The organism is Streptomyces sp. NPDC031274, from assembly GCF_055570235.1.
Genome location: NZ_JBVIHP010000044.1, coordinates 1 through 21,106, shown reverse-complemented (window position 1 = coordinate 21,106; position 21,106 = coordinate 1). Strand labels below are relative to the sequence as shown.

Genomic DNA, 21,106 nt, shown 5'->3' with positions numbered 1-21,106 from the left:
CGCCCTGATCGGTCTTTATCTCATCAAGCTCCGTGGAAGGCCACAGTAGAGGAGACAAGGCCCGAAGTGGCCTTGCCGAGCTGATGGGACAAGGTATGGGGGGCCGCGAGTGCGACCCAGTGCGCGATGCCATCGGCTGCCTCCCTCAGCACGGCTTCCAGATGCGCCCACGCTTCCGGCTCCTTTTCCACGGTCGGGACGGTCGCGGCGGTGACGGATGCCACGAAGATCTGGGCGCGGCCGGAATCGACATCCAGCGAGGCTTCCACCTTCTCGTGGGGGCGGCGTCTGTGGCGGCGAGCCAGGCGTCGAACGCAGCCTCGTCTCCGACGTTGGTCTCCGAGCGCGTTGCCGCCTCGCTCACTGGTGGTCCTCCTTCATCGTTTCCCAGGCCTGCTTCAGGTGCTTGCGGGCTCGCTCCAGGTTCTTCCTGACGGCCTCTGGGGTTGTTTCCCGCGGTTCAGCGGTCTCCCGGGCGGAGAAGCCGTCGTAGATCCAGGCAAAGACGCGGCGTTGCTGCCTCGGCAGGGCTGCCAGCGCTTTGAGGACGAGCTCTTAGAGGTCGTTTCATCCTGTTGTTTCATCCCGAGATGCGGCTTTGATGTGCTGGTGAGGGGTCGCGCCAGGAGATCGTGTTCTCTCCGGTGAGGCGGCGGGCCATGAGGTCGGTCATGGCGACATGGATCATGGCTTCAGAGCGGTGTGGGTGGGTTTCGTAGTCGCGGGCCAGGCGGCGGTGGAGCATCAGCCAGCCGTAAGTCCGCTCGACTGCCCAGCGTTTGGGGATCGGTGTGAAGCCCCTGCTCCCGGGGTTGCGTTGGACGATTTCGAGGTCGATGCCGAGAGTGGCGGCATGCTCGATGAAGTGCTTGCGGTAGCCGCCGTCGACCCACACCTTGCGCAGGGCGGGGTGGTCGGTGGCGGTCTGCTCGAGGAGGATGCGGCCTGCGGTGGAGTCCTGCACGCTGGCAGCGGTGACCAGGACTGCCAGCAGCAGGCCGAGTGTGTCGGTGATGATGCTGCGCTTGCGGCCCACGATCTTCTTGCCCGCGTCGATGCCCTGGCTGGTGGCGGGCACGGAGGTGGAGGTCTTGACGCTCTGCGCGTCGATGACGCAGGCCGAGGGGTGACGGTGTTTGCCTTCCTGCTGGCGTACTAACTCCCGCAGCAGACCGTTGAGCTGGGCGAAGAGGCCGTCCTTCTGCCACTTGGCGAAGTAGCCGTAGACAGACTGCCAGGGCGGGAAGTCGTGCGGGAGATAGGCCCACTGACAGCCGGTGCGGTCCACATACAGGACTGCGTTCATGATCTCGCGCAGGTCATGCCGTGGTGGCCGGCCGAAGTCCAGGGCCCGGCCGCGGCGCTCGAAGCGCCAGGTGGACAGCACCGGTTCGATCAGTTCCCAGCGGGCATCGGACAGATCACTTGGATACGCACGACGGTCAGCCATGACCTGGGCATACCGCAGCTCGGGGGCGTGCGCCCAGGCGTGCATCCTGCAGCGTCGAAGCACGGGACAGACTCGGGCGTCCTGGAATGAGACAGGCGTAAGCGACCCGCCACCTCATTCGCCACACCACCAGCCTCATTAGGACAGGCCGCCCCTACAGCCTCACCAGCAGCACATGAGGAGCCAGACCAAAACAACTCAGAACACCACACTCAAGATGAAAACGACCTCTTAGTGGGTTTCTGAGAAGCCCCTTTCAGGGCAGGGCTCTGGCGGTGCGGTGCAGCAGGAGCATGACCGTGGCCAGGTAGATCGCGCTCTCCTGGGTGGCGGCCAGGTACTCGTAGTCCTTGGAGAGACGTCGATAGCGACCCAGCCAGGCGAAACTCCGCTCGATCACCCAACGGCGCGGGACCACTGCGAACATCGGCACCTCGCGCGGTGGCGCGTCGGCCTTGGCCCAGGTACTGCGGAAGCCGCCGTCCTTACGCTGCACGACCTCGATGGTGATACCGGTCTCCTCGCGGACCCAGGCCAGGAATCCGCGACCGCGGTAGCCCTGATCGGCCCAGAGATGTTCCAGCCGCGGGAACTTGCCGGCACACCTGGCCAGTAGCTCTGCGGCGCCGTCGCGGTCGCTTACATTCGCCGGGCTGACGCACACGGCCAGGACCAGGCCGAGCGTGTCGACCAGGAGGTGGCGTTTGATGCCCAGCACTTTCTTGCCGCCGTCGTACCCGTGCCAGCCGCCGCGCTCGGTGGCCTTGACGCTCTGGCCGTCCAGCACCCCAGCGCTTGGGGGTGGTTCACGGCCCTGGCCGGTGCGTTCGCGGGACCGCAGGGCAGAGAGGATCTCCTCCCAGCGGCCCTCGATCCGCCACTGCCGCCAGTAGCGATAGACCGTCTGATACGGCGGGAAATCGTGCGGGAGCAGCCGCCATGCGCAGCCCGCCCGCAGCCAGTACGCGAGAGCATCGAGGAGTTCACGCTGCGGATGCTTGAGCGGACGGTCACCTGGTTTCGGCGGCGGCACCAACGGCGCGAGGACACGCCACTCAACATCGGAAAGATCCGTCGGATACGGCCGCCTGTTCATCCCCACCACCCCGGAGTGCAGGAACTCTCAAGTCGCCTGCCCTGAAAGGGGCTTCTCAGACACCCACTTGCTCGCCGCTCTGTGTGTATCCCCACCGGCCTACCGCAAGGATCACCATCCGTTTCCCACGCCGACAGTTCCCAGAAGAGATCAGTGGCCCAGTCAGGCGGGGCGATGCAGTGCGGCCGCTTCAATTGCCATGAAGCAGCCTTCATGCTCTGCGGAAGCGGGTACGTTTCCGCAAGAGTGTCAAGCTGGCTAGGGGGACGATGTGAGCGATGACGCGATCGAGCTGGCGGCCGCGGTTCAAGTTGTACGCGATGAGCTGCTCGCCGCTGCTTCTCAAGGGGTGGCAAGCAACCTGGTCTTCGAACTCGGCGACATCCAGATGGAGTTCACGGTCGAGCTGCGCAGGGAGACAAAGGGCAGCCTGAAAATACGTGCCTGGGTGTTGGACGCGGGGGTCGGTGGGGCATCGGCCAAAGCCAGCACCCACAAGGTGGCCTTCACTCTCAAGCCCAAGGACGTCCATACAGGGAGGTCATGGCAGGTCGGGAATGATGAACCGGGTGATATTTCTCATTTCGGACGTGATGCGGGCGACTCGTGAGCGCAGCACGCTCTGCGGCTCACCGCGTGGTTGTTGTGCAGGGGGCCACGCAAGGTACGGGGGTGCTCCTGACCCCTTCGCTGATCCTCACAGCCGCTCATGTGGTGCGAGATCACGACACCGTTCGCGTCATCCACCCGGATCTCTCGGAGTGGATTACCTGCCACGTATATTGGCGCAGCAGCCCCATTCGCGATGCCGTTCCGCAGAGAGATCCCACCCTCAGCCCGGAGAGTAGGGGATCTGGGATTCTCCCGCCCCCACGCGAGGCCCAGCGCTCGCGGGAGGATGCTTCTCCGCCAGCGCCGGGCCTCGGCTTGCCGAGGCGCGAGTCGGAAAGAGGGCAACAAATACGGGACGTCGAGGAGACGCCGCCCACCGACCTCGCCCTCTTGCAGGCTCTTACACCGGTGCTTCCCGATGATTCCACCGCTTTACTGCGCCGCCTGCGTTGGGGCACGGTGGCCTCCGGTCAGCCCCTGCCGAACTGTCAGGTCGTGGGTTTCCCTGCGGCTCAACGACACGGCGACCGACAGGAGTTAGAGCTCGATCAGTTCGAGGTGACGGTGCTGCCGCTGGTGGGCCGCCCTCGGGCCACCATGGTCTGCGAATTTTCCCGGCGTTCCGTTGTCGAGCAGGACCGGGCCGGATCCCCTCTGGCCGGTCTGTCCGGTGCGCCGGTATTCGCGGGTAGCGTGCTGATTGGCATCGTCACTGACGTCCCGCGAGGGCGTGATCACATGCGTGTCGAAGCGGTACCCATGCGTCTGCTTCCCACTGACCGCCTCCCTTACGACAGGCAACTGCCAGTGGTCATGGAGAGCGTGACCAACGATCAACGGGGCGACGAGCCGTTCGAGGAGCAATACAGCAAGGCGGTCAAGGGTCGGTATCGAAGAATCGAGATTATTGGCATCGAGGAACTGTCCAACGATGAGTCCCGCTGGGACCTGGACGCCGCCTATCTGCCACTGGAAGCAGAGCCGTCCAGTCTGCGCCTGAGATCTGCCGTCCGCCCCAGCCCGCAGCGCATTGACGACCTGCTGTCTGGTAGCGAAACGGTAGTATTGTTGCGCGGAGAAGCCGGTGCCGGGAAAACGACGTTGGTCTGGTGGCTTGCTTCCCACGCCGCGTGTGCGACGTTCGGGCCAAAACTCGCAGACTTCAACGGCCTTGTACCCTTTGTCATCCCCATGCGCGCTCTGCGGGCCCACGGCCTCGGCTTTCCGGGGCCGCCGCATTTGGCGCAGGTAGCCAGACTCATGGCTGATGAACCTCCCCCGGGCTGGGCATACAGAGTTCTCGAAGCAGGGCGCGCGCTCCTGCTGGTCGACGGACTGGACGAGGTGCCTCAGGAGGACCGCGAGGCCGCCCGCAGGTGGCTCATCGACTTGCTGGAGCGCTTCGATCAGGTGCGCTGCATGGTCACGATGAGGCCGCTGGCCGTAGAGGGAGACAGAGACTGGCTCGGTGTGGGACACGGGGTGCTCAGCGTGAGGCTCCTGAGCATGCGAGATTCGGACATCCAAGAGTTCGTCCACGTATGGCACAGTGCGGCACGACTGGAACTGTCCTCCTCCTCTAATGATCATGCCGAACTCACCCGGCTGGAAAAGGACCTTTCCCAGCAGTTCGCCACTAATTCCGCATTGCGTGATCTTGCCCGTACGCCGCTGCTGTGCGCTGTCATCTGCGCATTGCACCGCCGGCGACGTGGCCTCCTGCCCACCAGACGCAACGACCTATACCAAGGGGCCCTGGCAATGTTGCTTGGCAGCCGGGATGCACTGCGGGGCGTTGTCGCACCGGAGGGAATCAAGATCGAGGCCAAGGAGCATGAGCTTCTACTTCAGCGAATCGCCACATGGCTGGTGCGAAATGGACAGTCCCAGCTCACCTACTCGCAGGCCGAGGGACAACTGCTGAAGGCGTTGAGCGGCATGCCCAGGATAACCGAGCAAGCACCAGTGGAACGGATTCTCCGTCACATACTCAACCGTAGTGGATTGCTGCAGGAACGAGCAGAGGACAGTATCCAGTTCATCCACCGGACGTTTCAGGACTACCTGGCCGCGAAGGAGTTCCGGGAGAGCGATCACTTCGGCGAGCTGCTCCAACATGCTTCTGAGCAAGAATGGGAGGATATTGTACAGCTAGCTGCAGGCCAGTGCAACCGCAGTGAGCTGCGGCAGATACTTGAGCCCCTCATTGTCCAAGGCGATCAGGCAAGCGCATGGGCGCAGTGGAAAATGCGCATGCTGGCCGCGAAATGTGCACTGACAGCGGTCTACCTGGATGAGGACATACGCACTGAAGTCGCTTCACGTGTCAGATCTCTGATGCCTCCGACGAGCACTGTCCAGTCCACTGAACTCGCCAAGCTGGGCTCCTACGTCCTCCCGCTAGTGCCTGCCGCCGAGACGCTGAGCGAAGAACACCAGTTACTCGTTCTCGACACCCTGTACAAGATCGGAACTGTCGACTGCCTGCCCTTGATACGTTCGTTTACGCAACTGCCCAACCAGGCAGTACGCCAGTCGATTCTGAAGGCCTGGGACTCATACCCCGTCTCCGCTGCCCACTACTCGAGAGAAGTGCTGGCGCATATGCGGATCGGCGACCTGAATTTCGTCATCAGCCGCCGTGATCAGTTGCAGCATCTGTGGCAACTGCAAGGCATCCGGCAACTGGAACTGCACGCCTCAGGAATGCAGTCGGAAGACCTCGACGCTATACCGAAGCTGCTGGCACTACGCGAACTACGCGTCGTCGGCTTACCTGGCTCAGGCGTCAACAGGCTGCCACCGCCACATCCAGGGGTCGCTCGGTTGTCGGTGAACAGCCCTGCCCTCAGGCTTGATGGGCTCAGCCGATGGAGCGGGCTGCAGGGTTTGGCCCTGTGGCATCCGGTACCTGTACACGACCTTTTCGAGCGACTGGCAGAGCTCCCCAAGTTGCGCGCAGTGCAGCTGCCTCTGGCGTCGCCCGTAGTAGCACTGGAATCGGTGTCCGCCCTACCCAGGATCCGCTCTTTGACCCTGCCTTCGCTTGCCGAGGGAGGAGATCTGCGGCAGCTGGCGCGAGTTTTCCCATCGCTGACCCGGCTCACCCTTCATCCTCAGCCCAGCACTGCCCATTCTGTTGATCTGTCCTCTTTTGCCGACCACACGGGGCTGCGGGTCTTCATTGTCCACGGTCGACAACGTCCCGCAGTCGCGGGTGCGGAAGCCTTCGGCGACCGGCTCCATGTCACTCAGATGGAAGAAGGGCCGATCGCCGAATCGGTCCACGGCTTGGAGGTGTGATTCCGAGGTTTTTAGTTGGTGTGGTGTGTGTGGCCCGAGCTGTGGTCTTGAGACTTATTTGAGAAGGGGGCGGGCGCTTGCAAGATGCTCCGGTAATGGTGATGAGGCTTCTGATCTGCGGCCTGTGGGGGTCTGTTGATAAGGGTGGTGTGGGCCGGCGCGTGTCCGTGCTGAGCAGGGGCTCGTTGTGTGGCCGGCACGAGGTGCTGTGGCGGCGGTGAGGAAGGTGAGCGCGGTCTCGGTCACGGCCTGTGTGAGCGGTCTGCGGGTGTACAGCGGTGGATCGGACGCCGTCCGTGGGAGGTCGGCGCCCGCGCATATCGGGCCGTTCGGCAACGAGTTGCACGCCGTACTGGGTGGGAACACACCCGGATGCGTCCGGCCTGCAACAGGGTGATGCGGTTCGACCAGATCTTCTTCCCGTAGCCGGGCCAGTCGCCGGCGGGTCGCTGGATGGTGAGCACCTCCGAGGCGATCACCGGGTGCAACTGCTCCGGTACGGCCATCCGGTTACTGCGTCAATTCTGGGTGGCTGTGGAACGATCAGGGTGTAGTCCGGCGTGTCCTTGGGACGGTCAGCTCTCCGATCGGGGCGCTGGCCTGGGTCGGCCGACAGGGGGGGGCACCGGTGCCACAGGCGCAGGACCGCGAGGTTCCTCTGGAGCGATTGTCCAGGCAGCGCCCCGGCCCGGCCGACCTTGATAGGCGGCAGCGCATTCTGAGCCGTCTGCGCCGGTTCGGCCCCGGGCCCGCGGGCTGGTACGCCGATATCTGCACCCTGCTGGATGAAGATCTGCCGCTGCGTTCGACCGGGATGCTGGTCTCACACCTGTTCCGGGAACTGGAGAGCGCCCTTCGCGAGGTTCTCCTGCCCGATGCCATCCGGAACGATCCGACCGCGGGCGCGGGGCAGCGGCACGTGCTCGAAGTACAAGGTGTCCTGGACTGGCTGGGTATCCCAGCCGACAACCCCGCGGCCATCGTCTGGCTGGCAGAAGCGAGGAAACTGCACACCTACGCGCACCGGGTCCGTATGGAACAGACGCCGATGGACGCAGCGGTCCGTGTGCGCCTGGCCGAACTGGAGGACATGCTCGATGTGGTGCTCGACCGCTTTGAGACCCGCTACGTCACCGTGCTGCAGCGCCTGGAGACCTTGGCTGCTGTCCGTAATCCGGGTAAGGCCCATGTGAAGCTGCTCCTGGGATCCTTTCCCCAGGACTACCTGACGCAGGAACGCTTCTTCGGGCTGCTGGACGCCCCCGGTGGCTGCCGCACCTGCGCGAGCACGGATTCTTCAGTACGCCGCCGGCACCGGAAACCGACGACGAAGCGCGCATGGTGGCTTTTCCTGCCTGGCCAGCCTCAACGTATCTGGTGCGGATGACCAGCGTTGCCCCGGCAGACGTGGCAGCAATCGCTGAGCAGATCCCGTCGACGGATAACCCGCGGGTCAACCTCGATCTTGCGGAGGTGGCACTCCTGTTGGCCACCGCGGACGCGGCGCGTCTGGTGCCGCGGGCGGTGGAAGCGATCCATGGCCCCTACTTGATCGCCCCGGACCGCTACGCCCAACTCGCAGTCCACTGCGCCCAGGGCGGCCACACCGAGCAAGCCCTGGCGGTGATGGCCGCGCTCCTGCAGGCCGCACAGCACGGTGACCGGTTCGACGACTACGATCTCCAGGAGATCCTGAGTACGCACAACGCTGCCTTGGCCCGTCACCTGGGGGCGACTTGGTTGGAGGCGCTGACCAGCAGTCTGGCAAGCACGCTCCTTGCCACCGGAATGGACCCTGACCGCGCCGGCGGGGAGGACCTGTCCCGCGTGTGGTACCCGTTGCTGGACCCAGGCCACGGGGGAATGCGTTCTGACGACCGTGCCCTGTTCACCGAGGCGGTCCGCGACACGGCCGACCATCTTGCGGCCACGGACATCCGCCGGGTCCTTTCCATCCTGGAGTCTCAGCCGTGGTTGGTCTTCCGCAGGCTCCGCCTGCATATTCTCCAGCGTCACGGTGTCAACGCCCCGGACGCGGTGGAGAGCATCCTGACGGACCCCGACCAGATCGCCGCCGCCCCGTCGCAGCGTGAGTGGGCACTCTTGGCCCGCGCCAGTGCCAGCTCACTGAGCCCGGCCGCGCTCGAAGGGGTACTGGCCGTCATCGACGCCGGGCCGGACACCGAACGGTTCGTGGAGCGGTTCCGTAGCACTCCTGGTGGCGCCGAGCCGCCGGAGCAGTATGTAGAGCAGTGGGCGGGCGCCTGGCAGCGAGACCGCTACGCCGCACTTGCCGATGTCCTGCCCGAGCAGCAGCTGCGGCGCTACCGAGAGTTGTGCGAGAACCTCGGCCCGGCACCGTCGCTGGACACGATTCCCCAGCCCCTGGCCTGGTCGGAAGCCGAAGAGCGGGGCTCGCCGGAGAACCTGGCCGCGATGACCGCGACCGATCTGATCAGCCACGTCCGGCAGTTCCAGCCGACACCGACCCGGTTCGGCACGAACGCCGAGGCCTTCTGCGGCCAGCTGCAAGCCGCCGTGACCAGACAGGCCCTCATCTACCAAGAGGACGCCCCGCAGTTCGCCGTGTTGGCCGATGATCACGTCGCTGCCGTTCTCGACGGGTTCCGTACGGCTGTTCAGGCCGGCCAGCAACTCAGATGGGCCACCATTCTCCCGCTCGTACAGTCGGCTACCAGCGGTCCTTATGCCTCCGACACCGGGACCCTGCACCTGGCCGTCGCCCGGTTTGTGCTGGCGGGACTGGCGCTGCAGAGCACCCAGCAGATTCCCACCCTGCTCGGCGACGCACTGTGGGACGTACTCGAGTCGGTCTGGAGCGCCGCCAGATCACGACAAGACGACCTTGACGACAACCAGCAGTCTGTTTGCGACGAGAGTCTGGAAACAGCCTTGCGAGCCGCCGTCGCGTGGGCACTGTGGCGTCGCGAACACGGTGCTGCCTTCCACGTGCTGTTTACCGCCTTGGACACCCTGCTGCTGGACGCGGCTGGCACACCCGCTGCCCCGGGCACCAGCTCCGTCGGCCGGACCGTCGGATCCTTGATCACCCGACTCGATGCTCTCAACCCGGCGTGGACGCGACGCCGAATCGAGGTCCTGTTCAACCTCGACACCGCACTGGGCCGTGCCAGCTGGACGGCCCACCTGAGCGCCGCCTCATCACTCACCGAGTCCGTCGTGAGGCTCCTCATGGACACCTACCGCACCGCAGCACGCACACCCGCAGCGAACGGTCAGGATCACCAGGACTTGCACCGGCGGCTGGGTGATCACCTCATGGCCATCTATCTGGCAGGTCTGCTCGTACTGGACGACGAGAGCACCATGGCCGACTACCTGCACTCCTCACCCGTGGCTGGAGTTCAGCTCGCTTCGTTCTTGAGCGAAGTCGTTCACCACCGTGATCTGCCAGCCGATACCCGCGACCACATCATGCAGTGGTGGACCTGGCGCCTGGCCGCTCGGGACGACACCGTGAATGGACCCGCACTGCAATCCGAGGAAATTCACGCCCTGATCGGCCCGCTGACCCGCAATGATGCCTTCCCGGTCACCTGGCGTCTGGAACAGCTGAGCGTTGTCCTTGAGACGACCGGACGCCTTGGCCGTGACCGGCGCATCTACTCGTTCCTGGCTGAAGCAGCCACCGACTACTTGGGGCCAGTCCTGGAACTGATGCACCGATGGGTCACCACGCTGGACATGTACGACTACGCCCCACGGATCAGGGAGAGCGACATCCGCGCCGTTCTGCTGGCCGGACTTGCCTGTCCTGAACACCAGGAACTAGCCCGCGACATCATCAACCGAGCCACCTACCGCGGGCACTACCAATTCGCACCCCTGCTCACGGGCACCGCTGACCATACTGGCCCGTCCTGAATTGTCGTTCTTCTGCGTAGCTACGACATCAGCATGTGGCTGACCTGCTCTGTTTGAAGTGCAGGGATAGTTATTTGATCTTGAGTGGTATGGCGTTTGAGCTGGGGTGGTTCGGTGGTTGGGTTGCGGAGGTGGCGGCTTGTGTGTCCTGGAGCTGCAGTGCTGGAGTTAGGAAGAGAGCGTCGTAACTAGAAAGATAACTTTCTTGCTGTGGGGCATGAGGGGGTAATGGGGATTTCTTGATCATCGGCTTGGATGTGCTGCTCGTGGGGCTTCGGCGAGCTCGTGCGGACGGGCTGGTGGAGCAGGGCTGTCGGGCGGGGTCTGGGCCCCTGCCCCCTCATGTGAACGGTCACAGCACCCGACTGAGCTGGAGCATGGGGGAACCTGTCGGCGGACTCGACGCTGGAGCACATTGTTGCGGCCGGCACCCTCTACTCCCTCTACTTCATGGAGGAGGTGTCCGCTCGCCTCGGGGGGGCGTGGGAGCCGCGCGAGGTGACGCCCGGCCGCCGCCCGGTCATGGAGACTGCGGGCATCAACCAGCGGCTCATCGGCTGGCAGTCCACCCGCCGCCAGCAGATCGCCGACGCCAAGGACGTCCTGGTGGCCGCCTACGAGGGACGGCAAGGGCGCCAGCCGGGGGAGCGGGCCGACTACGCGCTGGACCGGCAGGCCGCCGACCAGACCCGCCCACCCAAGCGGAAGGCGCTGCTGTCGCTGACCGAGCTGCGCAAGCGATGGCGGGACTCCGCGATCCGGGCGTTCGGAGCCTGCACCGTCTACCGACTGCTGGACCGTGCGCGGGCTGCGGCCGCGGCGGTCCCGTCATCCGTGTGCACAGGTAGCCGGGGGTGCGGGTGGGGGCTGGCCGGGGGCGATGGGGAGCGGGAGGCCGCGCTTCATCAGCCACTTGTAGTACCGGTTCCGGACCATGTGCTCGGCCTCCGTCCAGGTATCGGCCCGGCCTCCCCGCCCATGGGGAATGTGTGCGTTGGTTGAGTTCGTGTAGACGATCACGCGTTTACCCGCCTCACGGAGGGCCTTGATGTTGTGGGGTGCGTCCTCGATGTATAGGTGTGCTCCGACGTCGGCTTTGACCTCCATGAAGCAGAGGTCGGAGTAGGGGATTCCGTGGTGATCGAGCCAGCCCACGGTTTGGAAGATCGCCGTTTCGTGGGAGTGGGGCAGGTATAGGCGGTGGGTGATTACGCGGATGTGGACACCTTCGCGGCTCAACCGGCGCAGAGCCTGTGGTGCGCCTTTGATGGGCGGCAGGCTGTGGAAGACGTCCCGCTGGGTCATCGCGAAGCGGTGGAGTCGTTCGTATTCGCCGGGAACCAGGCCCCATTCCGGCAGGCCGTAGGCGACGTCCGGGCTGAGTTCTGATTCGTCGACGTCGCGCCACTCCGCGGTGACGGTGCGCATGTAGCCGTAGAAATCGGCGACGACGCCATCAAGGTCGACGCCGAAAATGAAGTGCGGCTTGGTATCCACGACGTACCTGCCTCAGATGGGAACGCCCCTGTCCCAGTTTCCTCCCGTGGGCGGCTGTCTGCCTGTTCAACCGTTCCATCCACTGCGTGAGGGCAGCCAGGCAAGTGCTTGGACTGCGGACACCGCAACCCACCGCGACCCCGGCCCGGAGTGGGCCGAAGGCCGGGTACGCCTCCGCCCGCCGGCCAGCTGGCGAGCAGGGCGGGCACCGAAGTCAGCCTGATGTGGCATCCGGCCGGACGGCCGGCGTCTCCGGCCAAGTAGCTACCTCCTCGATGGTGTCCGCGATCAGTACGGGCAGGTGCTCCATGGCCCGATCTAGGATCTTTTCGATGGGCACCGTGCGTCGGCTGCTGTCCACGTTGATATGGTTTGCCCACTGGGCGGGCTGGTAGCGGGCGAGCATCGACAGCGCGTACAGAAGCGCCCACCAGGCCATCAGAGGGTGGAGTTCATGGGGCAGACCCGTGACAGTGGGGAAGAAGTAGCGATGCCCTGCGTACCTCCGGGTCATCGACGACAGGCGTTCCAGACGCTCGGCCTGGCTTCCCCTCTCCGCAGGCATCCTCCAATGCATGGGCAGGTAGCCGCCGTTCGGATAGTGTCGCCCGAAATCCGGCTCTGCGTCGGTTCCCGCCTGGCGACGGGCGAAGTCCTCATACCCGGCGGTGCCGGGGTAGCTCTGCAGGAAGTCGTCCAGAGCCGTGCGGTTGCCAGCGTCCACGACGCGATCTGGGATTTCAGCGACTTCCACGGTGAGCAGCGGGTGGAAGTCAACGCCTCTGACCATGTCTGTGGGGGCGTACAGGGGCGTGAACCGTTTCCGGTCGGTCAGCGGGTACTGCAAGTTGGCGGGGAGGGTGTCCCATACTTCCTCCAGCCGCACGACCGTGACGTTGCCCCAGACCGGCGACCGCAGCAGTTGGCTGAGCCGTACGAAGCTGCCGGCAGTGCCAACAGGATCCGTGCGGATCTCGATATCGGCGAAGTCCAGGTGGTAGCCCGAGGCGTGGATTCCGTGCGAGGTCAGGTTCCAGTCCTCGCCCTTGAGGTCGACGGCCGCAGCCGCAATGGCTCTGCCAGCCTGGCTCAGGCCGTAGAACACCAGCAAAGGACGAGTCTGCGGGCCCACGACCTCGGCTGCCCTGAACATCTGCTGCGCCTGCTCCAGAGCCGTGGTGTACGTCTTGGCTCGCGCCCCACTGCTTGCACGACCCGGTCGATGAGAACGACTGGCCCGCAGCCTCTCCCACGCCTCAAGGGGCTCTATCTGCATGTACATGTGGGGACGCTATCCAACAGTTGCTGGCGTCGTAGGGCGTCCGCGTCAGGAGGCTGCAGCCGTGGAAGTCGCCCAAGGCGTGGTTCAGCATCCGGGACCGGGGCTTCAGATCATGGTGAGCTGTTCGTGCTCGGGCAGGTCGAGGTGGATGATCCTGCCCCGGGGCAGGACGGCGGCGAGTTCGCGCGACTCGTGGGCGCTGCGAACCAAGACCAGCTCTTCCGCGAGCGTGGGGCAGTCGGCGACGAGGCCGGGGCAGGGCCGCACGATTCCGTACAGCGTTCGCTGCTTGTCGGCCACGTGCACCGGAACACCGCGGGCGTATTGCGACCACATCATCGGCTGCTCCGGGACTTCCACCCGCAGATTCGCTTCGCGCCAGGCGTGCTCGGCTACGGCGGCGAACAGCTCAGTCTGCTGCTGCGGCGACAGCCGGCCCCACCACGCCCGCGCCGTTTCCAGGTCCTGGCGCTCCCTCTCTTCCTGTTCGGCCTGCTCGCGGGCCAGACGCGCCTCGCGCTCCACCCTCTCCTGCTCCCGGCGCGCATCCTCCTCCGCCCACCGCCGCCGTGCCTCCTCCAGGCGCAGACGCGCCTCCTCTTCCCGCTGCAGTCGTCGACGCTCAGACTCCTCGGCCTTCCGCACCCGCTCGAGTTCCTCCACCTCCCGGCGGCGCCGCTCCGCAGCCTCCTCCTGCTCCTTCTGCCGGGCCTCCCGCTCCGCCCGCGCGGCATCCTGCCGCTGCCGCATCACCTCGTGCCTGCCCTGATCAGCGATCGACTTCCGCGACGTCCACCACCGCTCCCGACGGAACCGCCGCTGCTCACCGTCAACAATTCGGTACACCCGCCGGTACCGGGACAGCACCTCGGCGGGAACGAGCTGCTCCTCCAGCGCCCACCGCACGAACCGCTCCAGGGGCTCTTCCTGGAACTCCCACCGCCCGCTTCGGTACACGAACCCGGCGAGCCCGTCGTCCACCACCCACGGCTGATCTCGCTCCTGCGGAGCCCTGACCCGGACGGCTGGCACCGTGCTGATCCACTGTGGTGGCCTCGCGCCGGGGTGCACCCAGCACACCCGGACCCCCTCTGCCGCGTACCGGTCGGTGCGGGCGGCGATGTCGTCCACAGTGATCGGCGACAGCTGCGCCTCCCAGGCCATACGCCGGCTCCCGTCAGCGGACGAGGCCATGACGTCTGCCCGCCACGACCCGTTCTCGGCCGACATCTCCAACGTCGCGAACCACCCGGCCGCCCGGATCGCGCTCGCCATCTCCAGCTTGAGCATGTGGTGCTCCCACGACTCGTTCAGCAGCTCGCACGACTCCGGCCGGTCGCGGTCGTGACAGAAGAACCGGACCCCGTACCGGGAGACCTTCGGGTGCAGGCCCCAGGAGCAGTCGGGGCACGTGAGGAGAACGCGGGGGTGGACCTTGTGGATCTGTCCCCACTCCAGATCATGTCCGAGACCATGGAGGGTCGAGTCGAGGAGACCCAGCTCGGGGTGCAGTGCAGTGAAAGGCATGAATCGCATCTCCCAGCGATCCGGCATGCTTACGGCGTATCTGACAGCACACCAGATACCAGGCACCACTGACAGAGGGCCTCCAGCCTGCGGCGTCGTCCCCTTGCAGAACCTCGCCCCTGCCTCGAAGGGGAACTCATGGACCGCCCAGTGCGGTCACGTCTGGAATCCGAAGCGTGACCTGGCTCATCATCGCGGGATGGCTGAGCAGATGGACCTCCAGCGGTTGCGGAGCCTGATCGAAGGCGGGCTCCCGCTAGATCGTGAACCGTACGAGAGCCTCGTCAAAGCCGTCCTCGCCTGGACCGGCGAGGACACGCTCACGACCCACGACTTGGAGCAGATTGCCCTCCAACTCACCGGCCACGCCCGCCCCATCACCTCCCATCTCCGCCGCCGCGCCGACCAGCTGCCGAAGGACAGCGGGCCCCGCGCGCTCGCCGACGTCGTCCTGCGTGAGGCAGAAGGCCGGCTGTCCGCAACGCTGGAGGGCACCGTGCGCTGCGCCCAGAACCGCGCCCGCCTCGTCCGAGCCCTTCGAGCGCTTGGACTCCGCGTTCACGCAGCCCGTGTGAACACTCCGTGAGCCCTGTCGACCGCATCATGCTCGGCACCGGCCTGGCCTGCCTGCCGATGCTTGAGTATGGGGCGTGGCGGGGCCACGCAGTCGGCCCCGTACACGGCGAAGGTGTTGTCGCGCCCGTCACTCCGGCAACTGCGGGCTGCTCTCGGCGCCGTGCGGTATCCCACCTTCGTTCTCTGACGATGCCGATTGGCCTTCGGAGCGTTCGGGTTGGGGCTGCGGCCATTGGTTTGGGCTGATGCGGTGGGCCAGTGCGGGCCAGTCGGCGATGCTCTGCTTGGCCAGGGAGCGCATCCTGCGGTGCCTGTCGAGCTGTGCGGTCAGGACCGTGCCCGAGGGCAGGCCGGCCTCGGTGAGGAGCCGGAGCGTAATGACGGCCTCGGTCAGATGCAGCGCGCCCACGAGCGCCCCGGGATCGTAGTGGACCCCGTCGGGGGCGGTGAAGCCGTGGCTCAGTGCGTTGCGTATGCGGGCTGTCACATAGGCCCACGGTTTGACTGTGCCGTTGAAGAGCCATTGGCACACCTCGGGCCCGAGTTCTTCAGCCAGGGCCAGGAGGCGCTTTTCCAGCGTGCTGCCCATGAATACCTTGACTGCGTCACGTACGTCGCGGCGCTGGGCAGCGTTGAAGCCTCCCGCTTCATCGAGCGCCCTGCGCACACGTTCCGCGAAAGGCTGCTCCTCCAGTTCCTCGTGAAGAGCGCGATGGAGTGTCTCGCCTGCGTTGACGACGTCCAGGAGCTGCAGTTGCAGGGACCCGGAGCGTTGGTGGGGTTCTACTGCGTCCAGCGGAACGGAGCAGCGGCGGGCCAGCTCCAGCCACGCTGGGATGAACGAAGGCACGCCTTCCAGGGAAGGGGACAGCGGCAGCGGGGCGTGCATCGGCGGCGCAGGTTCTTCGGGTTCCTCGCCGTCGTGAGGGTCGACTTCGAGGAAGCGCGGCGGCCCGCCTGGAGTGAGGGGTTCGTCCGGTACGAGGTGCAGGTTGAATACGCTGGCCGGCTCGTCAACGCCGATGGCGACCAGAGCCCGCAGGGGGCCTGCGATCTCTTTCTCCACCTCGTCCAGGGTGAAGCCTGAACGCCTGTCGGCACTGACCTCCACGTGTTCCTGCAGGGATTTCACCCGGCGGCCGAAGCGGCGGCTGTCCCGGACACCGATGCGGACCGCTCCGTCGTCCAGCGGAATGGTCACGTCGTCGGGCGCCGCGTAGGGCCCGGAACGCGCCTGCGAGCCGCGCAGTCCGCTCAAAGGCCACCAGGCTGACAGGCCGGTGAGCTCGAACGTCACCGCACGAAAGCGGGTCGACTCGGTGATCTCACCCCCACGGACCAGCTGCTCGACGCGCCAGGTCATGGTCCACTGATCGCTGGCGCTGTGGGGCGCACTGAGGTCCGGTCCCTGCACGTCAGACTCCAGGAAGCACTGCAGCAGGGTGTACGGGACGCCCCGACAGGATCCCCAGATGGTGTGGGGCGGGACAAGGTGAAGACCGTCCCAGCCGCCCGAGTTCACCATCAGGCTGCCGATGAGGCTCAGGCGCCATCCATCCGCCGTGCGTGTCAGCGAACCCGGCACCCGCAGGTCTGGCGCATCCGGATTCCACCATGCGCCATGAAGCTCCCCACCCACGTATCCCCCTATGAATATGAAGATCCATTCGCGCAGGACACGTCTACCTTCCCACTGGGGCAGGGCATGCCGCCGCCCTGTCGCCGCATACACAGGCGGAAGGCCCTGCCCGCTACGGCGGAAACCGGAGGTGTGAGGCGGCCTGGCGGACCAGAATGCCCCTGGGGCACCAGCCCTCTCACAGCAAGGAGCGCCGACATCAGTAAGCCGATCTCGCCTCAGAACATGAAGAACCTAGCCTTCATCAGGCTGCTGCACCGCCAAGGCATCGAACAGTCGCTCCTACCCGAGCCGCTTTCCTTCACCTCCGTGCTGACCTTCCACGACGCCGTGGAAATGTTCCTCATCGTTTCCGCCGAACACCTGGGCGCCTTCGTGAAGGACCGAGACCCGTTCATCAAACGGTTCTTCGAGGGACTGCACCCGAGCAACTTCGACGACGGTGTCGAACTCCAGGGGCAGTACGGCATCAAGCGCCTGAACGACCTCCGCAACGGGTTCAAGCACACGGCCGGCTTCCCCGGCCCGGTGGCCATCGCGGACGCGAAGGCCGACACCGCCCACTTCTTCGAGGAGAACACGCCCCGCGTCTTCGGTCTCACCTTCGACGACATCGACTTAGCCGAAGTCGTCCAGCATGACCAGACACGCACATACCTGAAGCAGGCCGCACAGCTCGACTCCGAGGACAACCGCCTTGAGGCCATGGGCACATTGGCTCTCGCGTTCGAGCAGCTCATGACCGATCAGGCCAACGACGCCGATGCGCCGCACGGCCTGTCCGTCTACAGCTTCGGTATGCAGATGCCACGCCGTGGCCTTCGCACCAACCAGGTGCAATCGATCCTGCACCAGCCTGATCATGTATCACGAAGGGGAACGCCTCCACGTGGCGCGGAAACGTTGGCCAGGGAGTACACGCACACGCGTAAAGTCACCCAAGCCCTGCAAGACGGCATGCGCCTGATGGCGCTGGGCGTGGACTTCCACCAATACCAGCGTTTCACTCAGCTCACACCAGGCGTGAGCTTCTTCTACAGCAATCCAGACACTCCCCGCTTCGACGCGGAGCCGGGATACGCCCCCAACCAGGAAGAGTTCGAATTCTGCCGCCAGTTCGTCATCACAGTGGCCCTCCGCCTCACCGAAATCAATGCGCGCGCCGTACCTCCATCGTGGCGGTGACACAGATCCTGGGCTCGGCTCCGGCGCATCGGATGGGGTCGGTCGGGGCTTGCGGGATGGATGTCGTGACCACGGCGGCTACAACGCCTGGCGCATGCGGATCGCTACCGAGGAGGAGTGGCTGGCGGTTCGCCGTTGTTGCTGCGTGCTTCCCTCTGCTGCCGCATCAGGTCTCTCCTGTACTCGTGTTCGGTCCGAATGGCAGGGGCGTTGGCCAGCTTGTAGCTGTCTGATAAAGCCTTCGGGTGCGGTTCTTCTGCAGGGAAGCTGCCGGTAGGCCGGTGCTGATCGGGGTGTGTTCGGCTGGGTCCCTCTCTACCGTGGTCGGTGGAGGAGGCGATCCTGATGGGCTCATTGTTCGAGGAGTTGGAGGCCCGGGAGGCGACTGCCCGGGTGCGGGTGGACGAACTTGAGGAGCAACTGGCCGAGGTGACTGGCCGGTTGGATGAGGCTCGGGAGAGTCTGGATCGGTTGCGGATCGCTCGGGAGACGGTGTCCGAGGTGATGGCCGAGATGTCGGCGGCTACCTCTGCCGCGATGCCTGCGGAGCCGGAAGCCACCGTGTCGGACGAGGCCGAGGAGTCATCTGCGTACGCCGGAGCCGAGCGGCAGATGGTGGGGGTGCTGGCGGTGCCCCATTGGCGGCAGGGGATGGACACGAATGCGCTCCCGAAGATCTACCGGGACATCGTAGAGGTGGTTCGGGATGCGCCCGGGCCGGTGCGGGCCAAGCAGGTCGTGCCGAGGATCGGGCTGCCTGCCGAGGTGGGGAAGATCGAGGGGACGCGGGGGAAGCTGAAGCGACTGGTCGTCAGAGGCTGGCTGACCGAGGGCGATCCGGGCTTGTTCTCTCCGGCCCACCAGGAGGCGGAAATGGAGTCCAACTCCTCGTGAAAGAGGGGCTCTTCTCTCTAGAGTCGAAGGTGCCAACCAAATCGACGCTCGCCGAGAAGAGCCCCGGAATGGAACCGTATGACACAAGCGTGAGTGCTGACCTGTTTGCCCGCTCGGTCAGTGCCTTCGAATCGCTGTTACGCACCCTGCAAGGCAAGCCGGCCCAGTCGTGGACCCACGCTGAGCTGGAGGAACGCCTGGAAGTAGCCGGACGTCAACTGCTGCGGCAGCTACTGCAGGATCACCTGGATCTGCGGGCCCGCAGGGAAGAGGCGGCAGCCAGGCGGGAAGTGCGGCCACGGGTGGTCGGCTCGGACGGGCGGCTGCGTCCGTGGCGGGAGACGGGCCACGCCCGCTGGCTGGCCTGCATGTTCGGCCTGGTGCGTGTCGATCGCATGGCCTATCGGGGCCCTGCGATGGCGAATGTTCATCCGGCCGATGCGGCACTGTCGCTGCCCGCGGGCCGGCACTCGATGGGACTGCGGCGGCTCGCGGTCACCGAGGCGGTGCGGGGCTCGTTCGGCCAGGCCCAGCAGGCGATGGAGCGACGCTGCGGACGAGTACTGGGCAAACGCCGTCTCGAACAGCTGGTGGCCGCCGCCTCCGGTGACACCGACTCCTTCTACCAACAGCACATTCCCATCCCCTGCAGCCGAGATGTCCTGCTGGTCATCGAGGCCGACGGCAAGGGCGTAGTCATGCGACCGGAGGCGTTGCGGCCTGCCGCTCAGAGAGCCCGTATCGCCGCCGAGGCCGGACATCGCAGCCGACTCACACCGGGCGAGAAGCCCAACCTCAAGCGGATGGCCACCGTGGCCTGCGCCTTCGACGCCATCCCGGCTCCCCGGCGCCCGCACGATGTCATCCATCCGCCCGGCGGCCGCAGCACCCGCCGCCGGATCCGCCGCGGCCCGGCCGCGGAGCGGAAGTGGTGCACCGCCTCCCTGGTCCATCCGTCCGAGAAGGTCATCGCCGACGTCTTCGCCCAGGCCGAAGCCCGCGACCCCGGCCACCATCGCTGCTGGGTCGTCCTGGTCGACGGCGCCCGCCACCAACTCGACCTGATCCACCGCGAAGCCGCCCGCCGCGGCTGCACGATCAACGTGCTCCTGGACTTCGTGCACGTCACCGAATACGTCTGGACAGCCGCCCACGCCTTCCACAAGCCCGGCACCACCGAGGCCGACACCTGGGTCGCCGGCCATCTCACCACGATCCTTGCAGGCCAAGCCGACCGCGCCGCCCAGGAGATGACCACCCAAGCCGAGCGGACCGGCTTACGCGCCGGTCGGCGAGAGGCCGTGGAAGCCTGCCGCCGCTATCTGACCGGCCACCTCGACCAGCTCCGCTACGACATCGCACTGGCCGCTGGCTGGCCGATCGCCACCGGCGCGATCGAGGGCGCCTGCCGACACCTGATCGGCGACCGACTCGATATCACCGGCGCCCGCTGGGGCCTCGCCGGCGCCGAAGCCGTCCTCAGGCTCCGCACGTTGATCGACAACGGCGACTTCGAGGAGTACTGGCATTTCCACGCACGGCGCGAGCACCAGCGTCTTTACCCCACACCCGATCGGCAGGAATACGACCTCATCGCCTGACCAATCAACCCATGCTCGGAGGCGGAACTACCGGCGCAGATCGGGATCATGAGGGTGAGCGAGCGGCTCGGGATGCATCCTGCACCACTCCACCAGACGGTCCGTGAGCCGATCGAAGGGCCCGTCATCCGCAGGAACATCGCGATCGCTGATCAGTAGCAGGTCGTCGGCGATCTCCTGCGAGGCGGCGACGTCGAAGACCCGCGGGTTATCCAGCGTGCGCCGAAGGAACGACACGAGACGCTCGAAGCCGTCGTCCCAGTTGATGTTGCCGTTACGGCCGGCCTCGTCACGCAGCTTCTCCACGGCGCGGATCAGCTCGCCCTGAATCGTGTCTGCCTGGCCCCGTTTCGGCACGTAGGTCCGCCATATCCGACCAGCCTCTTCAGCGTATTTCACGAGGCCGAACTGTATCGGTGCGTTCCCTCAGAACGAGCCGCACCCAAGTGACTTCGAGGTTCAGCACACTGAGCGCATGCGATACGAGGAGAAAGCGAAGGTCACCACAGCGAAGGCCCTGGTCCCGATGGCCATCCTT

16 protein-coding genes and 2 pseudogenes are annotated in these 21,106 nt (G+C 65.7%); 9 read left to right on the top strand and 9 right to left on the bottom strand.

Annotated features, from left to right (window positions below):
• Positions 1–23 precede the first annotated feature (23 nt).
• From ACZ5CR_RS41545 to ACZ5CR_RS41530, 4 genes and pseudogenes are all read right to left on the bottom strand, one after another.
• Positions 24–269 (bottom strand): hypothetical protein, encoded by a 246-nt coding sequence (locus ACZ5CR_RS41545; RefSeq protein WP_468867772.1) that lies wholly within the window; start codon positions 267–269, stop codon positions 24–26.
• Positions 270–360: 91 nt separating this feature from the next.
• Positions 361–540, bottom strand: a pseudogene (locus ACZ5CR_RS41540) (sigma factor-like helix-turn-helix DNA-binding protein); the annotation flags it as partial.
• A gap of 40 nt (positions 541–580) precedes the next feature.
• Positions 581–1,450, bottom strand: coding sequence for an IS5 family transposase (locus ACZ5CR_RS41535; protein WP_468867769.1), 870 nt, complete (start codon positions 1,448–1,450; stop codon positions 581–583).
• Between the two features lie 256 nt (positions 1,451–1,706).
• Positions 1,707–2,546, bottom strand: a complete 840-nt coding sequence (locus tag ACZ5CR_RS41530; protein ID WP_468867767.1) for an IS5 family transposase — start codon at positions 2,544–2,546, stop codon at positions 1,707–1,709.
• Between the two features lie 271 nt (positions 2,547–2,817).
• On the opposite strand from ACZ5CR_RS41530, the gene ACZ5CR_RS41525 reads away from it, so the two are divergent.
• The 5 genes and pseudogenes from ACZ5CR_RS41525 to ACZ5CR_RS41505 all read left to right on the top strand — a co-directional run.
• Positions 2,818–3,156, top strand: a complete 339-nt coding sequence (locus ACZ5CR_RS41525; protein ID WP_468867765.1) for a trypco2 family protein — start codon at positions 2,818–2,820, stop codon at positions 3,154–3,156.
• Between the two features lie 497 nt (positions 3,157–3,653).
• On the top strand, positions 3,654–6,461 hold the full coding sequence (locus tag ACZ5CR_RS41520) for an NACHT domain-containing protein (protein WP_468867762.1): 2,808 nt from the start codon (positions 3,654–3,656) through the stop codon (positions 6,459–6,461).
• Positions 6,462–7,089: 628 nt separating this feature from the next.
• Positions 7,090–7,848 carry a hypothetical protein gene (locus ACZ5CR_RS41515; protein ID WP_468867759.1) on the top strand — a complete coding sequence of 253 codons (759 nt, stop codon included), beginning with the start codon at positions 7,090–7,092 and terminating at the stop codon, positions 7,846–7,848.
• Complete coding sequence (locus tag ACZ5CR_RS41510; RefSeq protein WP_468867757.1) at positions 7,845–10,367, top strand: hypothetical protein; 2,523 nt, start codon at positions 7,845–7,847, stop codon at positions 10,365–10,367. Before ACZ5CR_RS41515 ends, ACZ5CR_RS41510 begins: the two co-directional genes overlap by 4 nt.
• A gap of 372 nt (positions 10,368–10,739) precedes the next feature.
• Positions 10,740–11,192, top strand: a pseudogene (locus ACZ5CR_RS41505) (relaxase domain-containing protein); the annotation flags it as partial.
• Positions 11,193–11,195: 3 nt separating this feature from the next.
• Here the strand turns inward: ACZ5CR_RS41505 and ACZ5CR_RS41500 are convergent.
• The 3 genes from ACZ5CR_RS41500 to ACZ5CR_RS41490 form a co-directional block, all read right to left on the bottom strand.
• Complete coding sequence (locus ACZ5CR_RS41500; protein ID WP_468867755.1) at positions 11,196–11,864, bottom strand: 5' nucleotidase, NT5C type; 669 nt, start codon at positions 11,862–11,864, stop codon at positions 11,196–11,198.
• A gap of 214 nt (positions 11,865–12,078) precedes the next feature.
• Positions 12,079–13,146: a YaaC family protein gene (locus tag ACZ5CR_RS41495; protein ID WP_468867754.1), complete on the bottom strand. Its 1,068-nt coding sequence runs from the start codon at positions 13,144–13,146 to the stop codon at positions 12,079–12,081.
• Between the two features lie 105 nt (positions 13,147–13,251).
• A complete protein-coding gene (locus tag ACZ5CR_RS41490; RefSeq protein ID WP_468867751.1) occupies positions 13,252–14,673 on the bottom strand; it encodes a competence protein CoiA family protein in 1,422 nt (473 codons plus the stop codon).
• Positions 14,674–14,872: 199 nt separating this feature from the next.
• On the opposite strand from ACZ5CR_RS41490, the gene ACZ5CR_RS41485 reads away from it, so the two are divergent.
• Complete coding sequence (locus tag ACZ5CR_RS41485; protein ID WP_468867749.1) at positions 14,873–15,259, top strand: DUF6415 family natural product biosynthesis protein; 387 nt, start codon at positions 14,873–14,875, stop codon at positions 15,257–15,259.
• Between the two features lie 117 nt (positions 15,260–15,376).
• On the opposite strand, the gene ACZ5CR_RS41480 is transcribed toward ACZ5CR_RS41485, so the two are convergent.
• Positions 15,377–16,888, bottom strand: a complete 1,512-nt coding sequence (locus ACZ5CR_RS41480; RefSeq protein WP_468867747.1) for an ApeA N-terminal domain 1-containing protein — start codon at positions 16,886–16,888, stop codon at positions 15,377–15,379.
• Between the two features lie 225 nt (positions 16,889–17,113).
• Here ACZ5CR_RS41480 and ACZ5CR_RS41475 point away from each other — a divergent pair, with 225 nt between their 5' ends.
• The 3 genes from ACZ5CR_RS41475 (at position 17,114) to ACZ5CR_RS41465 (ending at position 20,568) form a co-directional block, all read left to right on the top strand.
• Positions 17,114–18,073: a hypothetical protein gene (locus ACZ5CR_RS41475; protein ID WP_468867744.1), complete on the top strand. Its 960-nt coding sequence runs from the start codon at positions 17,114–17,116 to the stop codon at positions 18,071–18,073.
• Between the two features lie 327 nt (positions 18,074–18,400).
• Positions 18,401–18,967 carry a hypothetical protein gene (locus tag ACZ5CR_RS41470; protein ID WP_468867741.1) on the top strand — a complete coding sequence of 189 codons (567 nt, stop codon included), beginning with the start codon at positions 18,401–18,403 and terminating at the stop codon, positions 18,965–18,967.
• Positions 18,968–19,035: 68 nt separating this feature from the next.
• Positions 19,036–20,568 (top strand): ISKra4 family transposase, encoded by a 1,533-nt coding sequence (locus ACZ5CR_RS41465; protein WP_468867739.1) that lies wholly within the window; start codon positions 19,036–19,038, stop codon positions 20,566–20,568.
• A gap of 27 nt (positions 20,569–20,595) precedes the next feature.
• On the opposite strand, the gene ACZ5CR_RS41460 is transcribed toward ACZ5CR_RS41465, so the two are convergent.
• Positions 20,596–20,967 (bottom strand): hypothetical protein, encoded by a 372-nt coding sequence (locus ACZ5CR_RS41460; RefSeq protein WP_468867737.1) that lies wholly within the window; start codon positions 20,965–20,967, stop codon positions 20,596–20,598.
• Positions 20,968–21,106: the final 139 nt, after the last annotated feature.